The following is a 16923-nucleotide window of genomic DNA, read 5'->3' as shown; positions in this document are numbered from 1 at the left end:
ATTTTCGCTATTTTCACGCCTATTTTGAATGTTTTTTAACCAAAAGCTGATCTAGCCCGTATTTTGCATACCGCTAGCAATCCCTGCCATCGTAATCATTAACGCCTTATTTACTTCTGGATTATCAGGCTTTTTACGACTTCGATGCAGCAATTCAGCCTGCAAATAATGCAAAGGGTCAATATAAGGATTACGAACATCGATGGACTGGCGAATGGTTTTATTGTCTTCAATCAGTCGGTCCTGTTGTTTCAACTCTTTAACCAATTCACGCACCTGAGACAACTTGCTACGCAATAAACGCCCTAGCCCCTTAAGCTCTTCATCCACTAGACGCTTCTCATAATACTCAGCAATATCTGGCTCAGCCTTAGCCAAAACCATATCAAGCATATCCAAATAAGCGCCAAAGAACGGCCATTTTTTATGCATTTCCCGCAGTTTATCTAAATTGCCCGATTCGATGGCTTGCTCTAATGCACTTTCAGCTCCTAGCCAAGCAGGTAACATGAGACGAATTTGCATCCACGCAAAGATCCAAGGAATAGCTCGCAAACTCTCGACACCACCATCTGAGCGACGACGCGCAGGCCGAGACCCCAACGGCAGCTTAGCCAATTCTTGCTCAGGCGTTGTCGCCCTAAAATACGCCACAAAATCTTCATGGCCGCGTACAATAGAACGATATTGGTTCATGCCGACTTCGGCCATCTCATCCATAATGGCCCGCCACTCTTCTTTTGGTGCAGAAGAAGGTGTCAAAGTCGACTCCAGTACCGCAGAGCAATACAGTTCCAACGAGCGTACAGCAATATCAGGGATACCAAACTTAAAACGAATCATTTCCCCTTGTTCTGTGACACGAATGGAACCGTTTACTGAACCAGGAGGTTGGGACAAAATAGCCACGTGGGCAGGACCACCACCACGACCAACGGTGCCACCACGCCCATGAAACAAGGTTAAGTGTACACCATGACGTTTACACAGCCCCGTTAAAGCCTCTTGAGCGCGATACTGTCCCCATGTTGCCGCAATTTGCCCCGCATCTTTCGCCGAGTCAGAATACCCTATCATGACTTCTTGATGACCGTTGATATAAGCTCTATACCATGGAATGGCAAAAAGCTGCTCAATGATCGGTTCAGCATTATCGAGATCCGCTAAAGTTTCAAACAGCGGTACAATACGCATAGGAAAACGCACACCTGACTCTTTTAGCATTAAAGCAACCGCCAATACATCTGACGGCGCGCTGGCCATAGAAATCACATAGGAACCAAATGAACTGCCTTCCCCCCTAGCGATCATAGCAAAGGTATCCAGCACTTCTTTAACCTCGGGCGTCGGCGACCAATCTAAAGGCAACAAAGGACGCTTAGAATTCAGTTCTGTCAACAAAAACGCCTGACGGGAAGCTTCATCCCATTCGGCATAATCTCCTACCCCATAAAAGCGGGTAATCGCTGACAAGGCTTCAATATGACGCGAGGCATCTTGACGCACATCCAACTTCACCAAGGTTAAGCCAAACGTGGCTGCACAGCGAATCAAGTCTAATAGAGCGCCATTTGCTATGACTTTCATGCCGCAATCGATCAGAGACTGATAGCACAAAGTCAAATCATCCATTAATTCCTGACTGTCCAGCATAATGCTCTCAGTACTCTCAGTCCGACCATCCAAGCGCGCTTGGGCCCACTCTTTAGTCGCGATCATACTTTGTTCTAAACGGCGTAACACTTCTCGGTAAGGCTGAGGACTATCTCCCACGCGTTCACGTAAAGCGGCATTACACTGAGTCATCGAAAACTCAGAACGCAAAACATTCAAATCTTTAATATATAAGTCAGCGGCCATCCACCGAGCCAATAATGTGACTTCTTCGGTAACTTTGTGGGTGACATTAGGGTTGCCGTCTCGATCTCCCCCCATCCAAGTCGCAAAGCGAATGGGCGCCAAATTTAGAGGCAAATGCTCCATATCAGAATACTGACGATACTGCTTATCTAATTGACGGAAAAAGCCTGGAACGGCCTCCCATAAGGACTGCTCTATGACCGCGAACCCCCACTTTGCCTCATCAACTGGCGTGGGACGCTGCTCACGAATTTCATCGGTATGCCATGCTTGGGTAATGATTTCTTTAAGGCGGCGAATGTGTCTCGCTTCCTCTAAAGGAAGAATATTATCTTTATCTAATGCTTCAAGTTCCGTTGAAATATTATCGTATTTGCGGATAAGTGAGCGTCTAACCACTTCCGTTGGGTGGGCAGTGAGCACTAACTCAATTGACTGTTTTTGCAAAGCATTAAGCATTTGCTCTGAGGAAACCCCTTCCTTTGACAAACGCCCCAGTAAATCTCCCACCGGATTTTGGTATATACCAAGGCTTTCGTTAGTACGACGGCGATGAACTCGATGATATTGCTCAGCAATATTTGACAGGTTCAAAAACTGATTAAAAGCACGCGCCACTGGCACAATGTCTTTTTCATCCAGTGCTTCCAGTGCTTCAATCAGTGCAGCTGAGTCCCCTGAGTGACGGCCATCTTTTGATAACTGACGGACCTTCTCGACCGTTTGTAAAAAATCCTCTCCCAAGTGATTGCTCATGGTTTCCCCTAGACAATCCCCGAGTAATCTCACATTTTCACGTAATGATGCTTGACGGTCACTCACTTCACCCCTCCTTTCAAACAAAAGACACAACAAAACACCTGTATCTTTTGGCTTCAATAGTTATCATTATTGTTAACGAGAGCTTACAGGCCTTCTCGTTTCGATTGCTCCCATAAAACATCTAGCTCCTCAAGAGAACAATCCGTTAAGCGTTTTCCTCTTTCCGATACTAACGCTTCTATACGAGCAAAGCGACGGCGAAATTTTACATTGGTACGATTTAAAGCCACATCGGGCGCTACTTTCAAATGGCGAGCCAAATTACTCATAGCAAACAAAACATCGCCCATTTCCGCTTCAATGTGCGCTTGCTCTGCTTGTTGAATGGCTTCTTCCAGTTCAGCTAACTCTTCCCGTATCTTGGCAAAGACAGGCGCCGTATCCGGCCAATCAAAGCCCACTTTAGCGGCTTTTTTCTGCAGTTTCTCAGCTTGCATCAAGGCAGGCATGGAGACAGGAACCCCATCTAATAGACTCTCTTCTTCGTAGGAATGATCTTTGCGGGCATCGTCGTCAAGGGCCTCAGCTTGAGAGCGCTGATTTTTCAGCCGTTTTTCTTCTGCTTTGATACGCTCCCACTGGCCTTGCAATGCTTCTTGCGAAACCGGAGGAGCTTCTCTAAAGCGCGCTAAGTCTCCATCTGGAAAAATATGAGGATGGCGACGCAGCATCTTATCAACGATTTCATTGACGACATCATCAAAGTCAAAACGCTGCTCCTCTTTGCCTATTTGTGCATAAAACACCACTTGGAAGAGCAAGTCACCCAGCTCTTCCTTTAAATGCTCATAATCACGACGCTCAATCGCATCCAACACTTCATAAGCTTCTTCCAATGTGTAAGGCGCAATGGTCTGATAGGTTTGATTTTTATCCCAATCACAGCCATGCTCTTTATCCCGCAAACAGGCCATAAGTGTTAATAAACGATCCATAGATGTCATAGTGGGTTCTAACTCACTCAAAAGTCTTTTTCCCTAAACACATTCAGCACATTCGGAAGCTGATCAATACGATGAAGTAGCTTACTCAACACCCCTAGCTCCCCCACCTCAATAGTGAAACGAATGACGGCTGTATGACTCTCTTTTGTCGATAATGTATTCATGGACAACAAATTGACTTTTTCATTCGCCAAAAGCGCAGTAATATCGTTGAGCAGACCGGTTCGATCATAAGCTTCTACCTGAATATTTACCGGATAGAGGTTATCCACCTCTTCTCCCCAACTCACTTCCACCATACGTTCAGGCTCTTCACCACTCATCTGAATGATGTTTGTGCAATCTTGTTTGTGAATAGATACGCCCCGACCTTGTGTGATATAACCGACAATCTCATCCCCTGGCACTGGCGAACAACATTTAGCCATTTGTGTCAGCAGTTTTCCAACTCCCAAAATATGCACATCATTATCAGAGGATTTATGACGACTTTTCTTCAGTCTCACAGGCCGTACGACAGAAGATGCATTACCATCCAGACTCATCAGATCATCAATCGCATGAAGCACACGAGATAACTGAATATCGCCAGCCCCTAAAGCCACGTAGACTTCATCTGCGTTGGAAAAATTAAAGCGAGAAGACAACTTCATTAAATCAAGGCGACTTTCATCCACACCAAGTCGCTTGATCTGCTTATCGAGAATCAGTTTCCCTGCTTCTAAGTTTTTCTCACGATCTTCTTTTCGAAACCAATTTTGAATTTTCGCTCTAGCACGATTGGTTTGCACATAACCAAAGGTAGGATGCAACCAATCTCGGCTAGGTGAGCCCTCTTTAGAGGTAAGAATCTCAACCTTATCACCAGTTTTAAGATGGGTAACCAAAGAGGCGATTTTGCCGTTTATTTTGGCACCACGGCAACGATGACCAATTTCTGTGTGGACGCGGTAAGCAAAATCAACCGGAGTGGCATTCACTGGTAAATCCACAACATGCCCATCAGGAGTGAACACATAAATACGATCTTGCTCAATTTCACTGCGAATTTGTTCTGATAAAGACTCAAAGTCATCTTGCACTTCATGGAAATCCAAGATTGTTCTTAACCACTGCAGCTTTTCTTCATAGCTTGTGCTGTTAGAGCTTAAATCCGTTCCCTTGTACTTCCAATGTGCACACACGCCCAGTTCAGCATCTTCGTGCATGGTCTTAGTACGGATCTGAATTTCTAATGCTCTGCCCTGTGGACCAATAACCGCCGTATGCAAAGACTGATAACCATTGCTTTTTGGATTACTAATATAGTCATCGAACTCTTGTGGGATGGGCTTCCATAAATTATGCACCACACCTAGAACGCCATAACACTCCATGGTTTCATCCACTAAGATACGGACGGCACGTACATCGTACACTTCATCAAAGCCGATGTTTTTACGCTTCATTTTACGCCAGATGCTGTAAATATGTTTCGCACGGCCCATTAAATCCGCGTGAATATTAATACCTTCTAAACGCTTACGTAGTATTGCAATTACATCATCTATGTATTGCTGACGATCAAGGCGCTTTTCATCCAACCAAGTTGCAACACGTTTGTATTCCTGTGGATAAAGGTAACGAAACGATAAATCTTCTAATTCCCATTTAATATGACCAATACCTAAACGGTGAGCCAATGGGGCATAAACACTTTGTACTTCTAGGGCAACGGCAACTCGACGCGCTTCATCTTGGTGCTTGGCTTCCTTGATGGCGCAAGCACGCTCTGCCAGCTTGATCAACACCACTCGCACATCATCAATTATCGACACCAGCATCTTACGCAACGATTCCAGCTGATTTTCACTGCTTCCTAATACTTCCGCTGCGGAATCAAGGGTTAGGTTTTTCGACACCTCTCCCATTCGCACCACACCTTCGATGATAGAAGCAACTTTCCTCCCAAACATGTCAACAACATGAGAAATAGGCAACTGATCTTCTCGAACCACACGGTACAAAGCCGCCGCAACCAAAGAGTCCTGATCGGCACGAAAACTGGATAAGATCTCGACCATCTCCAGCCCAGCTCGAAAAGTACTTGCTTGTGGCCCCCAGTAAGAAGGACGTGGAGACTGAAATTCAGCTTTACGAGCCAGTTCACACGCCATACGTAGCGGCACTCTTGAGCCGTCATCGACGGTATTGGCAAACTGCGCCATCCATAGATCAATATCAACCGTCCCATCTGATGAAATCGGGTGATCTTTTCTTACTGTTACCATTGCCTTACCCTTAAAATTACTTCTTTTGCAGTAACATCATAGTTTCTACATGTGAGGTTTGGGGAAACATATCCATCAAACCTGCACGTAAAACACGATATCCTTTCGTGACTAAATATTCAGCATCTCTTGCTAAGGTAGAAGCACTGCAAGAAACGTACAAGATTTGCTTAGGACGCATATTAATTATTGCCTCCAAAAACTCAAATGCCCCCGCACGAGGCGGATCTAACAATACTTTCGTAAACGCTATATTGCTCAGCTCTCGACTCACAGGCTTGGTTAAATCCGCGGCAACAAAATGTGCATTATCAAGATGATTAGCCGCCGCGTTCTCCCCTGCTACAGCCACCATCTCTTCTTGAAGCTCAACTCCTACTACCTGCTTTGCGCGTTTAGCCAAAGGCAAAGAAAAATTACCAACACCGCAAAACAAGTCTAATATCGTATCTTGCTCGCAGGGTTCCAACCAGTTCATAGCCTGCTTAACCATTTTTTCATTCATAGCTGCATTAACTTGAATAAAGTCTTGGGGATGATAATGAAGCCTTAAATCATCAAGCTGATAAAAACGTCTATTGCCATCAACCTCAGCCCTTTTCATCTCTGGCTGTTGCCAATACAGTGCGACTTGCTGTTGTTGGGCCCATGACTCCCACTGTGCTTTGAGAGAATCATCCAATGCTTGAATCAAGCGAAAAGTGACCGCAAGACCTTTACTGTCTTCCAATAACTCAACGTGCCCTAATTTTTTGGCTAAAGCATCAGCAGCAAGCGATGTTTTAAGTGACTCAAAAACGGCTTGAAGGGGTGTGGTCAGCACCAAACAACGATCAATTGATACGATTTCGTTCGAAGATTTTCCACGAAAACCTAACTGTACCCTTTGTTTTTTGACCTGAACCGATAAACGGGCACGACGACGATATGCCACCGGCTGATCCGCTAGCACAGACAAGGGCTCATCAGAGGAGACTACTTTACGAATCTGCCCCTTTAGCCAGTCGTACTTAGCATCCAATTGCTTTTCTTGAGCCAAATGTTGAAAGCTGCATCCGCCGCACTGGAAAAAATGCGGGCAGGCAGGAGTCACTCGATCTGGACTGTGGTGAATAACCTGATTCAACGACGCCTCATCAAAACGACGCCCCGCTTTGCTGACTTGTGCTTCTACCGTTTCACCCGGTAAGGCACCAGAGATAAAGGTGACCTTACCCTGTTGACGAGCCACCCCCTTTGCGTCATGTGTCAGTCCCTCAATCTCAAAAAGCTGGATGGGACCAAGTGCCGGGGGGCTAGGTGGACGTCGCGTTGGGTGTCTTCTTCTCAAGGGAATGTCTCTTCAACAAGATAAATAAAAAGGATGCCCTATTCTAACGCATATTGACACAATACCCTATGCTTGCAGCATAGCTTCACGAATCAAACACCCCAGTCGATAGATAGCGATCACCACGGTCACACACAATCGCAACAATCACAGCGTTATTAAGGACCCTAGACAACTCTAACGCGGCATAAACAGAACCGCCAGACGATACTCCCGCAAAGATCCCCTCCTCTTGCGCTAAACGCCTCATGGTTACCTCCGCATGGTTTTGCTCGACATCTATCACACGGTCAACTCGCGACTCGTCAAAAATGGTCGGTAAATATTCTTTCGGCCAACGGCGAATACCTGGAATACTGGCCCCATCGGCAGGCTGCAAGCCAACTATTTCAATGTTTGGATTTTGCTCTTTAAGGTAATGAGAGACCCCCATAATGGTGCCTGTTGTCCCCATTGAACTAACAAAGTGAGTAACAGTGCCTTGTGTTTGCTGCCAAATTTCAGGACCTGTTGTTAAATAGTGCGCATTAGGATTATCCTGATTACCAAACTGATTGAGCACTTTACCAAGTCCTTGCGCTTGCATCTCCATTGCCAGATCTCGTGCTCGCTCCATACCTTCTTCTTTTGTCACCAGATGCAGAATAGCACCATAGGCAGTCATGGCAGATTTACGTTCCTGACTCATATTGTCAGGCATGATAAGATGCATTTTATAGCCCTTTATCGCTGCTGCCATTGCCAAGGCAATTCCTGTATTGCCACTGGTCGCCTCAATTAAGCTGTCTCCTGGCGCGATCTCACCGCGTAATTCCGCTTGTAAAATCATATTGAGCGCAGGACGGTCTTTAACCGAGCCAGCTGGATTTTGCCCTTCGAGCTTCAATAACACTGTGTTATTTGGGTTTGGGTTGATTCTTTGCAATCGCACTAAAGGCGTTTGCCCAACAATAGACTCTATACTAGGATATTCAATCATAAAAACTTCATTGACATTAATGATGTAGGAAAAGAAACTTAACGTTATAACGCATTAAAAAACACTTCATTAAAAGAATAAAATAAGAAAGCGTTATAAACTTAGCTCATACTCTCTTTTTTTGGAGCTACAAATGACGAACAATGCCCTAAAATCAGGCGTCTTGATACTGGCCATCACCTTACTAGCAGGCTGTGATTTATTTGACAGCGATATGGATAAGTTATCAGATGACACACTCCGAGCCAAATGGAAAGAATGCCAAGGCATCAAAGACATCTCGCGACTCAAAGCCACGGCCTGTAGCAACTATGAAAAACAGTGTAAAAAACGCCAAAAAGCAGGAACACTTGCTTGCTACTAGTCCGCTTGCTTACTAAATAGACACAAAATAGCAAGCCAAAACGGATCATGACAATATGAAGGCACTTGGAAAGATCAAAACACTTTCACCAAGTAAGACACTCTTTTGGATTATTTTTACGCCCCCACTTATCCTCTCATTGGCCGCCGCGTGTTTTTTATTTTTTTCCAGAATAAGTGATTTAGAGCAACAACTCGAAAATAAAGCCCTGATTATTTCCGATTTACTAGTCTCTAACAGTCAAACATCCTTGGCATCTGATCACGCCCCCCTTTCGGCACAGTTACTACAAAATGCCTTGAGCTATGGTGATGTCCACAACATTCAAATTTTTAATAGCAAATACCATATTGTTGCGGAAACAGGGGCGGCACCTTACTTGCCATCCCCTACGCTAACAGAGCAGACCATCAATGAGCAGAAAGACAATGCCATTATTCGCATCACCCCTATTTACCATATTCTCCCGACACAAGTTGATGACATTAGCGGCCAACCAGATTTTACCAACTTACGCACTCCGAATCATTTAATTGGTTGGGTCAAAGTGGAAATAAGCAAAGATAAGCTTGCGATACAAACCTATCAGCTCATTAGTCTTTTGGCCTTGTTCTTCGCGTTTTTCAATGGCATCACCGCCTACGTTGCTTGGCAAGCGTCCCATTACTTGGCTCGCCCATCGGAAATCATTACTGGAGCAATCAACAACCTCGTAAAAGGACAATTTGCGTCGGCTAAATCCCTTAAACTTTCCCCCCAATTTAGCTTACTGGAAAAAGGCATTAGAGATTTAGCCGAGCGCTTAGAAAGCCACAAAGAGGAACTTAATGCTGGCATAGAGCAATCTACTGAGGACCTACGTAGCAATTTGGATAGCCTCGAAGAAAAAAGCGCCCAACTTCATATTGCCAATAAAGAAGCCATGGAGTCCAATCGCCTTAAATCGCAATTTTTAGCCAATATTAGCCATGAGGTTCGCACCCCACTCAACGCCATCTTGGGTTATACAAAAATACTGCAAAAGAACCTAGTCGACGATCAGCAAAAGATCTATATAGACACCATTGAGCAGTCGACGAATAGTCTACTAGCTATTATTGGTGACATTCTTGATTTTTCAAAAATTGAAGCAGGCAAACTCAGTTTAGACCATGGTGATGTCAACCTAAGAGAATTAGTCGATGATGTGTATCAAATTCTAAGCGCCAGCTTGCTAACCAGTGAAAAACAAATAGACCTTGTGCCGGAATTTTCAGAAGACGTGCCACAATGGGTCACAGGTGACGCGGTGCGCATCAGACAAATCCTTAACAACCTAATCGGTAATGCCATCAAATTCACCCACAAAGGCTCCATTCGAACCAAAGTCACACTGGTTAAACAAACCAGTGACCAACTCTTATTCTCTTTTAAAGTCATCGACACCGGTATCGGCATCCCTGAAAACAAATTAAACCGCCTGTTCAAACCCTTCTCTCAAGTCGATAACAGCACAACACGCCAATTTGGCGGCACAGGGTTAGGACTTGTCATCACCAAAAAGCTCGTGGAACAAATGGACGGCAACATTGATGTCTATAGTGATCAAAAAAGTGGCTCTACTTTTTACTTTACGTTAAATCTCCAGCCCTCAGAAAAACCAGCTCAAATACCGGAAAAACTGCATAAACAGTTTATCTTGCTTGAACCAAGCCATCTCTATCGCCTTTATCTTACTCACTACCTAAAAAGTATCGGCGTGCAGTGCACAGCTTGTTCAACCTTAGAACAAGTCATCGCCAAATTAGGTCAACAGGATGCAGACATTGATGGTCTTTTGATCAGCATCACCCCATCCGACAAAAGTGCTAATGAGGCTCATGAGCTTATCAGCTACGCCAGTTTGCAATTCCAGATACCCAGCATTCTGATGATCCAACCACCGGGGCAAACAACGCACTACCCCGCTCTCAAAGCCATTTGTAGCAGCACACTACTTAAACCAATCAGTCATAAGCACTTGTACCATGCGCTGAAAACCATATCGTTACCGATGAAAATCGATACAGCCACACCTTTGCTGCCAAAACAACAAGCCCATATTGCAGAAGAGCAAGTACAAATAGAGCCACAACCCTCCATAGACTCCCAAGATCTGCAAATAGAATCAGAACAGCAAACTCATGGTTTGAAAGTCCTAGCCGTAGACGACACCCCCATTAACCTGCAACTTATGTCTCACTGGCTAGCCCCTAACGGCATCGAAGTCACCTTGGCATACAGTGGAAAACAAGCCATCAATATTGCCAAAGAGAATACGTTTGACCTCATCCTCATGGACATCCAGATGCCAGAAATGGATGGGATTGAAACAACAAAACAACTACGTACTCTTGAGGCCTACCAAGACATTCCCATCATCGCCGTCACCGCCCATGCTCTCGGTATAGAGCAAGAAAAAATGCTACTTAGCGGTATTAACGCCTACCTCACAAAGCCCATAGATGAAAATATATTATTAAATACCATCGTGAAATGGTGCACTAAAAAAGGCAATTACCAAGAGCAACTCAATAGTGAAATAGCCAATGCCTTTGATGTAAATAAAGCACTAGAAATTGTGAATCATAAAACCGACGTCGCTAAAGAAATGTTTGATATGCTGGCAGACACCCTAGAAGACGAGAAACGCCTAATCAAGCATCATTTCGAACATCAGGATCTTGAAAAATTAATCCATGTTGTACACCGTATCCATGGTGCGTCCAAATATACAGGCACTATCAATATGACACGACATGCAGGCTATTTGGAAACACACTTAAAAGAGCTAGGGTTTGAAGAGGCTGAAGGGGTGTTAGAGGACTTCCTCGATGCCATTGATCAGGTCATTAATGCCAGACCTTGGATTAAGTGGCCTCAAGAATAACAAAAGCTTGGGCGTAGGCCTTTTCGTCAGTCAAACTCAAATGCCAACTTATGGGATGATCAAAACGCGCCGCTATTTCATCATCAACCCACAACGTAGGCTGACCTGATGGCAAATTGCGCACAGAAAAATGTTGAAAACTCACACCACGACCAATCCCTGTACCAAGCGCTTTCACTGCTGCCTCTTTTGCAGCAAAGCGCTTGGCAACAAACGCATTCCCATTGTCTACGTTGCTGATCGCCGCCCACTGGGCTTTTTCTTCGGAGGTTAAAATACGATCAATAAACCGTTCACCTAAGCGCTCAATTGACTTCGTCATCCGCGCAATATCCACCAAATCGGTACCTATTCCAACAATCACTTCCAACCCCTACCTGTAAAAATCTCTATATAGCACGAAAGATGGGCACACCTAAAAGCCGCTCTCCTTGAAAGGGTTGCTTTGGCAGCAAACGACGAGCCGTAATAGGCTTGCCATTTAATAAACTGTCCAACCAAGCCCTGTGCAACTCTTTTGCCAAACTCAGCACCTGCTTATCTGACCAATGGCCATTATGATAATCCAGTGCCACTTTCCCCTCAACAAACAACAATGGCGTCAGTTTTGGAATCTCTCCAAAGTAGGGACGCAAGCCAAATTTTTCATGAAACTGATAAAGCTGCTTAGGATCAAGCGGCTCACCACGTCCTGTAGACGACAAGTTAATTGCCGATCCTAACTCACTAAATAGACCCACCTCAAAACGCCGCAGCAAAGGGGCAATCGCCACTCCCGAATGAAGATTTTCAATCAGCCACTGATAGAGGTAATAGATATCCGACAAAGGTAAGTTCAAAGGCAGCAACTTAGTCAGAATCTCATGAGCATATAAAGCGGCATACAAAGACATCCCTTCTAACGATCTCTGTCGATGCAGACTTTCCATACTTTTTAAAGTTTTCAGCTCGCCTCTTCCCGTTAACTCGACTTCCAAGCACAAAAAAGGCCCAGGTATAACCCGAGCCTCTTTTTTTGGTAAACGCCATACACCACGCACTAAACCTTGTTCAAGACTCAACAAATCCACCAGAATTTTACTATCTTGAAAAGGGCGTGTATGAATAACATACGCACTAACGCGCATTCTACCTACTCTTCTTAATCATCCAAGCTACTCTTCCTGGTATCCCAGGCTTGCCAAAGCACGCTCGTCATCAGACCAGCCAGAGCGAATTTTGACCCATAAATTCAACATCACTTTATGTTGAAATAAGTTTTCCATATCAATACGGGCTTCTTTACCAATCAGCTTAATTTTCTCACCACGCTCACCGATAATGATACGTTTTTGCCCATTTCTCTCGACCAAAATTAATGCACTGATGTGTATTGCCGTTTCTTCATAGACAAACTCTTCAATCTGAACCGCCACTTCATAAGGCACTTCCTGCCCCAATTGGCGGGTAATTTTCTCACGCACAATTTCAGCCGCCAAAAAACGCGAACTGCGGTTGGTAATTTGGTCTTCTGGATAAAACGCTACGCCTTCAGGGATATAGCTTTCCACCAAACGCTCAAGGCGATCCAAATTATCATTGCGCAATGCGGAAATAGGCACAACTTGGGCAAATTCCATACGCTCAGATAAGTTCGCTAAGCGAGGTAAAATGGTTTCCTTTTCTTTAACTTGATCCACTTTATTGACCACGAGAACCACAGGACAGCGAGCATACTTCACTTTTTGCAGCACGGATTCGTCTTCTTCGGTCCAACGATCGACATCCACCACAAACAAAATCACATCCACGTCTTTTAAAGCAGCGGAAGCCGTTTTATTCATAAAACGGTTAATTGCTTTGGTCTCACCAAGATGCAGGCCAGGTGTATCCACATAAATTGCCTGAGTATGCCCTTCCGTTTTTACCCCCAAAATCTGGTCACGGGTTGTCTGAGGCTTACGAGAAGTAATCGATAATTTTTGCCCTAGAATGTGATTGAGTAAAGTTGATTTACCAACATTCGGACGGCCAACAATCGCTACATAACCACAGTGGGTGATCTCAACTTCAGACATTATTTTTGTTCCAGTAATTTAAGGGCTGCGGCGGCCGCATTTTGTTCGGCAATGCGACGACTGTTACCGGCGCCTTCTATCGGTTTATCGCAAAGCTCAACAAGGCAGTGCACATGAAACGTTTGATCGTGGGGCTCTCCCAAAATCTCGACAACCTCATACTGTGGCAATGCATGTTTACGAGCTTGTAAGAACTCCTGCAAACGCGTTTTAGCATCTTTAGTAACCACTTTAAGAGAGGTGGCGTCCAGTCGATCTTTGTACCAAGCTAGTATATGTTGGCGAGAAACATCCATCCCCGCATCCAGATACATACCGCCGATAATCCCTTCTACCGCATCGGCTAAAATAGAATCCCGACGAAACCCACCGCTTTTCAGCTCTCCGGCTCCCAATTTTAAAAAGTCGCCAAGCTGAAATTCGCGAGCTAACTCCGCTAAGGTGTCGCCTTTTACCAAGGAGGCTCTTAGTCGACTTAACTCGCCTTCCTTCGCCTTCGGAAAGCGATGGAACAACTCTTCAGCTATGACATAATTTAAGATGGAGTCACCTAAAAACTCAAGGCGCTCATTATTTTTACCGCCAAAACTGCGGTGTGTCAGCGCCAATTCAAGTAATCCAAGGTCAGCGAAAAAGTACCCTATTCGCCGACACAACTTTTGATACAGTGAACTCAAAATTTCTCCAACATTATTTAATCAAACCGTTATATTCAAAACTTGGAAGACTGAAAAACTTATTCCAATACAGCCACACATAAAACGCACGACCTTTTAAGTCCGATTCAGGTACAAAGCCCCACACTCGACTATCAGCACTATTATCACGGTTATCCCCCATCACGAAATAGTGGCCTTTTGGCACGACATAATCCCCTTGGAGTGGGTTCGGATAGTGGTTGTTATAAATATCATGAACCGTACCGTCTAAGTCTTCTTTAAACAAACTTACCGCTTCTTGGTTTTGATCTGGCGATGGCGGTAGGTTGGTAATAAACTTCTTACTGATCAGCTTGCCATTGATCTTAAGAATTTTATTGTGGTAGCTAATATGATCCCCAGGCAAACCTACTACTCGTTTAATATAGTTGATACTCGGATCTCGTGGGTATTTAAAGACAATCACATCACCACGTTTTGGCTCCGTTGTTTTAATCAAGGTGGTGTTCAATACGGGCAAGCGAATACCGTAATCAAACTTATTCACCAGAATAAAATCACCAATTTTCAATGTCGGCAACATTGAACCGGACGGTATCTGAAAGGGTTCTACAACAAAGGATCGCACTAAAAAGATGACAGCAATGATGCCAAAATAAGACTTCACTTCTAATACAAACTTTGGTGTATTCGCTAATCGCTCTTTTTCCGCTTTACTTAGTGCTGAGCGAGCCTCTTCTGGCATATCAGCCAATAACCTTTTGCGCTTTGGTGCAAAAACCAGTCGGTCATACAACCAAAACGCCCCGGTAATTAAAAAAGCCAAGGTCAGTATCAACTCGAAATCAAAACTCATACATCTGTCTCCATTACGGCCCACACATTAAGTGGGCCAAATCTAGGTTCATGCTGCGCTTAGCTATCTATTTGCAATGCTGCAAGGAAAGCGGATTGTGGAACTTCCACGTTGCCAACCTGCTTCATGCGCTTTTTACCTTCTTTCTGTTTCTGTAACAATTTCTTCTTACGGCTTACATCGCCACCGTAACACTTAGCAATAACATTTTTACGCAAGGCTTTTACGGTTGTACGAGAAATAACTTTGGCACCGACAGCGCCTTGAATCGCCACATCAAACATTTGACGCGGAATCAACTCTTTCATCTTTTCACACAAAGCACGACCTTTATATTGCACATTGTCTTTATGCATGATCAACGCTAAGGCATCCACCCGCTCGCCGTTGATTAGAATATCTAAACGGCATAATGGAGCAGGTGCAAAATGTGAAAAGCTGTAATCTAACGACGCGAATCCACGGCTACAAGATTTCAGTTTATCAAAGAAGTCCATTACCACTTCGTTCATAGGTAGTTCATAGCGCAATTGCACCTGCTTACCGACAAACTGCATATCTTTTTGAACACCGCGCTTTTCCACACATAAGGTAATCACACTACCCAAGTATTCTTGTGGCACTAAAATATTGGCTTCTACAATCGGCTCACGCATTTCTTTAATGGAACCTGGGTCTGGCATTTTAGAGGGGCTATCAACATTAATGACCTCTCCATTTGCTAATTCGACCTCAAAAATAACCGTCGGTGCGGTTGTAATTAAATCAAGATCGTATTCACGCTCTAAACGCTCTTGGATGATTTCCATGTGCAGCATCCCCAAGAAACCACAACGAAAACCAAACCCTAACGCATCAGAACTTTCAGGCTCGAAGAAAAGCGAAGCATCGTTCAAGGTTAATTTATCCAGAGCCACACGAAAATCTTCATAATCATCAGCACTGACTGGGAACAGTCCCGCATACACTTGAGGTTTCACCTTTTGGAAACCTGCTAGTTGAGCGACGTCCGGAGTGGCGGCATGGGTAATGGTATCCCCGACAGGTGCACCATGAATGTCCTTAATCCCAGCAACGACAAAACCCACTTCACCCGCTTTAAGAATATCAGTTTCTTTGCGCTTCGGTGTAAAAATACCGGCCATATCCACAAGATGCGTTTGCTTAGTCGATTTAATAAAAATCTTGTCTTTTTTACGCAAAGTACCTTGTTTAATGCGCACTAAAGACACGACGCCTAGATAATTATCAAACCAAGAATCAATAATGAGAGCTTGCAATGGGGCATCCACATCCCCTTCTGGAGGCGGAACCGTTGCCACCAACCTCTCTAAGACATCTTCAACCCCCATCCCAGTTTTAGCAGAACAGGTTACCGCATTCATGGCATCGATGCCGATAATCTCTTCAATTTCGCCACATACTCGCTCAGGTTCAGCTTGAGGTAGATCTATTTTGTTCAATACAGGCATAACCTCAAGGCCTTGATCAATCGCGGTGTAACAGTTTGCCACAGATTGAGCTTCCACCCCCTGAGCCGCATCCACCACCAAAAGCGCGCCTTCACAGGCGGCTAATGACCGAGAGACTTCATAAGAAAAGTCCACATGTCCTGGCGTATCGATGAAGTTAAGTTGATAGGTTTGACCATCTTTGGCGTGGTAATCCAAGGTCACACTTTGCGCTTTGATGGTAATCCCACGCTCGCGCTCAATGTCCATAGAGTCAAGAACCTGCGCCGACATTTCACGCTCACTCAACCCCTCACAGATTTGGATAAAACGATCTGCTAGGGTCGACTTTCCATGATCAATATGGGCAATAATACTGAAATTACGTATGTGCTTAAGATTTTTTGAAGACACTATTTACTC

General features: G+C 44.5%; 13 protein-coding genes. 2 read left to right on the top strand and 11 right to left on the bottom strand.

Features of this window, described 5'->3' with window-relative positions; all coding sequences use genetic code 11:
• Positions 1-51: 51 nt before the first annotated feature.
• From ppc to cysM, 5 genes are all read right to left on the bottom strand, one after another.
• A complete protein-coding gene (gene ppc / locus MSP8886_RS06105; RefSeq protein ID WP_067013770.1) occupies positions 52-2682 on the bottom strand; it encodes a phosphoenolpyruvate carboxylase in 2631 nt (876 codons plus the stop codon).
• Between the two features lie 83 nt (positions 2683-2765).
• Positions 2766-3647, bottom strand: a complete 882-nt coding sequence (mazG, locus tag MSP8886_RS06100; RefSeq protein WP_306455639.1) for a nucleoside triphosphate pyrophosphohydrolase — start codon at positions 3645-3647, stop codon at positions 2766-2768.
• Entirely contained in the window at positions 3644-5896 is a 2253-nt protein-coding gene (relA, locus tag MSP8886_RS06095) for a GTP diphosphokinase (RefSeq protein ID WP_067013766.1), read from the bottom strand. Before relA ends, mazG begins: the two co-directional genes overlap by 4 nt.
• Positions 5897-5912: 16 nt before the next feature.
• The gene (gene rlmD / locus MSP8886_RS06090) at positions 5913-7226 is read right to left on the bottom strand and encodes a 23S rRNA (uracil(1939)-C(5))-methyltransferase RlmD (protein ID WP_083200843.1); all 1314 of its coding nucleotides are present in this window, start codon (positions 7224-7226) and stop codon (positions 5913-5915) included.
• Between the two features lie 85 nt (positions 7227-7311).
• Complete coding sequence (gene cysM / locus MSP8886_RS06085; RefSeq protein WP_067013764.1) at positions 7312-8205, bottom strand: cysteine synthase CysM; 894 nt, start codon at positions 8203-8205, stop codon at positions 7312-7314.
• A 133-nt stretch (positions 8206-8338) separates the two neighbouring features.
• Here cysM and MSP8886_RS06080 point away from each other — a divergent pair, with 133 nt between their 5' ends.
• Positions 8339-8569 (top strand): hypothetical protein, encoded by a 231-nt coding sequence (locus MSP8886_RS06080; protein WP_067013762.1) that lies wholly within the window; start codon positions 8339-8341, stop codon positions 8567-8569.
• Positions 8570-8624: 55 nt separating this feature from the next.
• Positions 8625-11477: an ATP-binding protein gene (locus tag MSP8886_RS06075; RefSeq protein ID WP_067013760.1), complete on the top strand. Its 2853-nt coding sequence runs from the start codon at positions 8625-8627 to the stop codon at positions 11475-11477.
• Here MSP8886_RS06075 and acpS read toward each other — a convergent pair.
• From acpS to lepA, 6 genes are read right to left on the bottom strand one after another with little or no spacing between them, the layout of a single operon-like run.
• Positions 11458-11841 (bottom strand): holo-ACP synthase, encoded by a 384-nt coding sequence (gene acpS, locus MSP8886_RS06070; RefSeq protein ID WP_067013758.1) that lies wholly within the window; start codon positions 11839-11841, stop codon positions 11458-11460. The two genes, MSP8886_RS06075 and acpS, sit on opposite strands and share 20 nt — an antisense overlap.
• Positions 11842-11866: 25 nt before the next feature.
• Positions 11867-12604 (bottom strand): DNA repair protein RecO, encoded by a 738-nt coding sequence (gene recO, locus MSP8886_RS06065; protein WP_067013756.1) that lies wholly within the window; start codon positions 12602-12604, stop codon positions 11867-11869.
• 27 nt (positions 12605-12631) lie between these two features.
• Positions 12632-13534 carry a GTPase Era gene (gene era, locus MSP8886_RS06060; protein WP_067013754.1) on the bottom strand — a complete coding sequence of 301 codons (903 nt, stop codon included), beginning with the start codon at positions 13532-13534 and terminating at the stop codon, positions 12632-12634.
• Complete coding sequence (gene rnc / locus MSP8886_RS06055) at positions 13534-14211, bottom strand: ribonuclease III (protein WP_083200842.1); 678 nt, start codon at positions 14209-14211, stop codon at positions 13534-13536. Before rnc ends, era begins: the two co-directional genes overlap by 1 nt.
• A gap of 13 nt (positions 14212-14224) precedes the next feature.
• Positions 14225-15049, bottom strand: coding sequence for a signal peptidase I (lepB, locus tag MSP8886_RS06050; RefSeq protein ID WP_067013752.1), 825 nt, complete (start codon positions 15047-15049; stop codon positions 14225-14227).
• A 59-nt stretch (positions 15050-15108) separates the two neighbouring features.
• Entirely contained in the window at positions 15109-16914 is a 1806-nt protein-coding gene (gene lepA, locus MSP8886_RS06045) for a translation elongation factor 4 (protein ID WP_067013750.1), read from the bottom strand.
• Positions 16915-16923: the final 9 nt, after the last annotated feature.

Source organism: Marinomonas spartinae (assembly GCF_900089775.1).
GTDB lineage: Bacteria > Pseudomonadota > Gammaproteobacteria > Pseudomonadales > Marinomonadaceae > Marinomonas > Marinomonas spartinae.
Note: the sequence above shows the minus strand (reverse complement) of the source record. Positions and strands in the feature narration are given on the sequence as shown.

Bases quoted from the DNA above. Each gene is read 5' to 3' on its own strand.
- relA (WP_067013766.1), bottom strand. From the start codon at position 5,896: ATGGTAACAGTAAGAAAAGATCACCCGATTTCATCAGATGGGACGGTT.
- cysM (WP_067013764.1), bottom strand. From the start codon at position 8,205: ATGATTGAATATCCTAGTATAGAGTCTATTGTTGGGCAAACGCCTTTA.
- MSP8886_RS06080 (WP_067013762.1), top strand. From the start codon at position 8,339: ATGACGAACAATGCCCTAAAATCAGGCGTCTTGATACTGGCCATCACC.
- MSP8886_RS06075 (WP_067013760.1), top strand. From the start codon at position 8,625: ATGAAGGCACTTGGAAAGATCAAAACACTTTCACCAAGTAAGACACTC.
- recO (WP_067013756.1), bottom strand. From the start codon at position 12,604: ATGCGCGTTAGTGCGTATGTTATTCATACACGCCCTTTTCAAGATAGT.
- era (WP_067013754.1), bottom strand. From the start codon at position 13,534: ATGTCTGAAGTTGAGATCACCCACTGTGGTTATGTAGCGATTGTTGGC.
- lepB (WP_067013752.1), bottom strand. From the start codon at position 15,049: ATGAGTTTTGATTTCGAGTTGATACTGACCTTGGCTTTTTTAATTACC.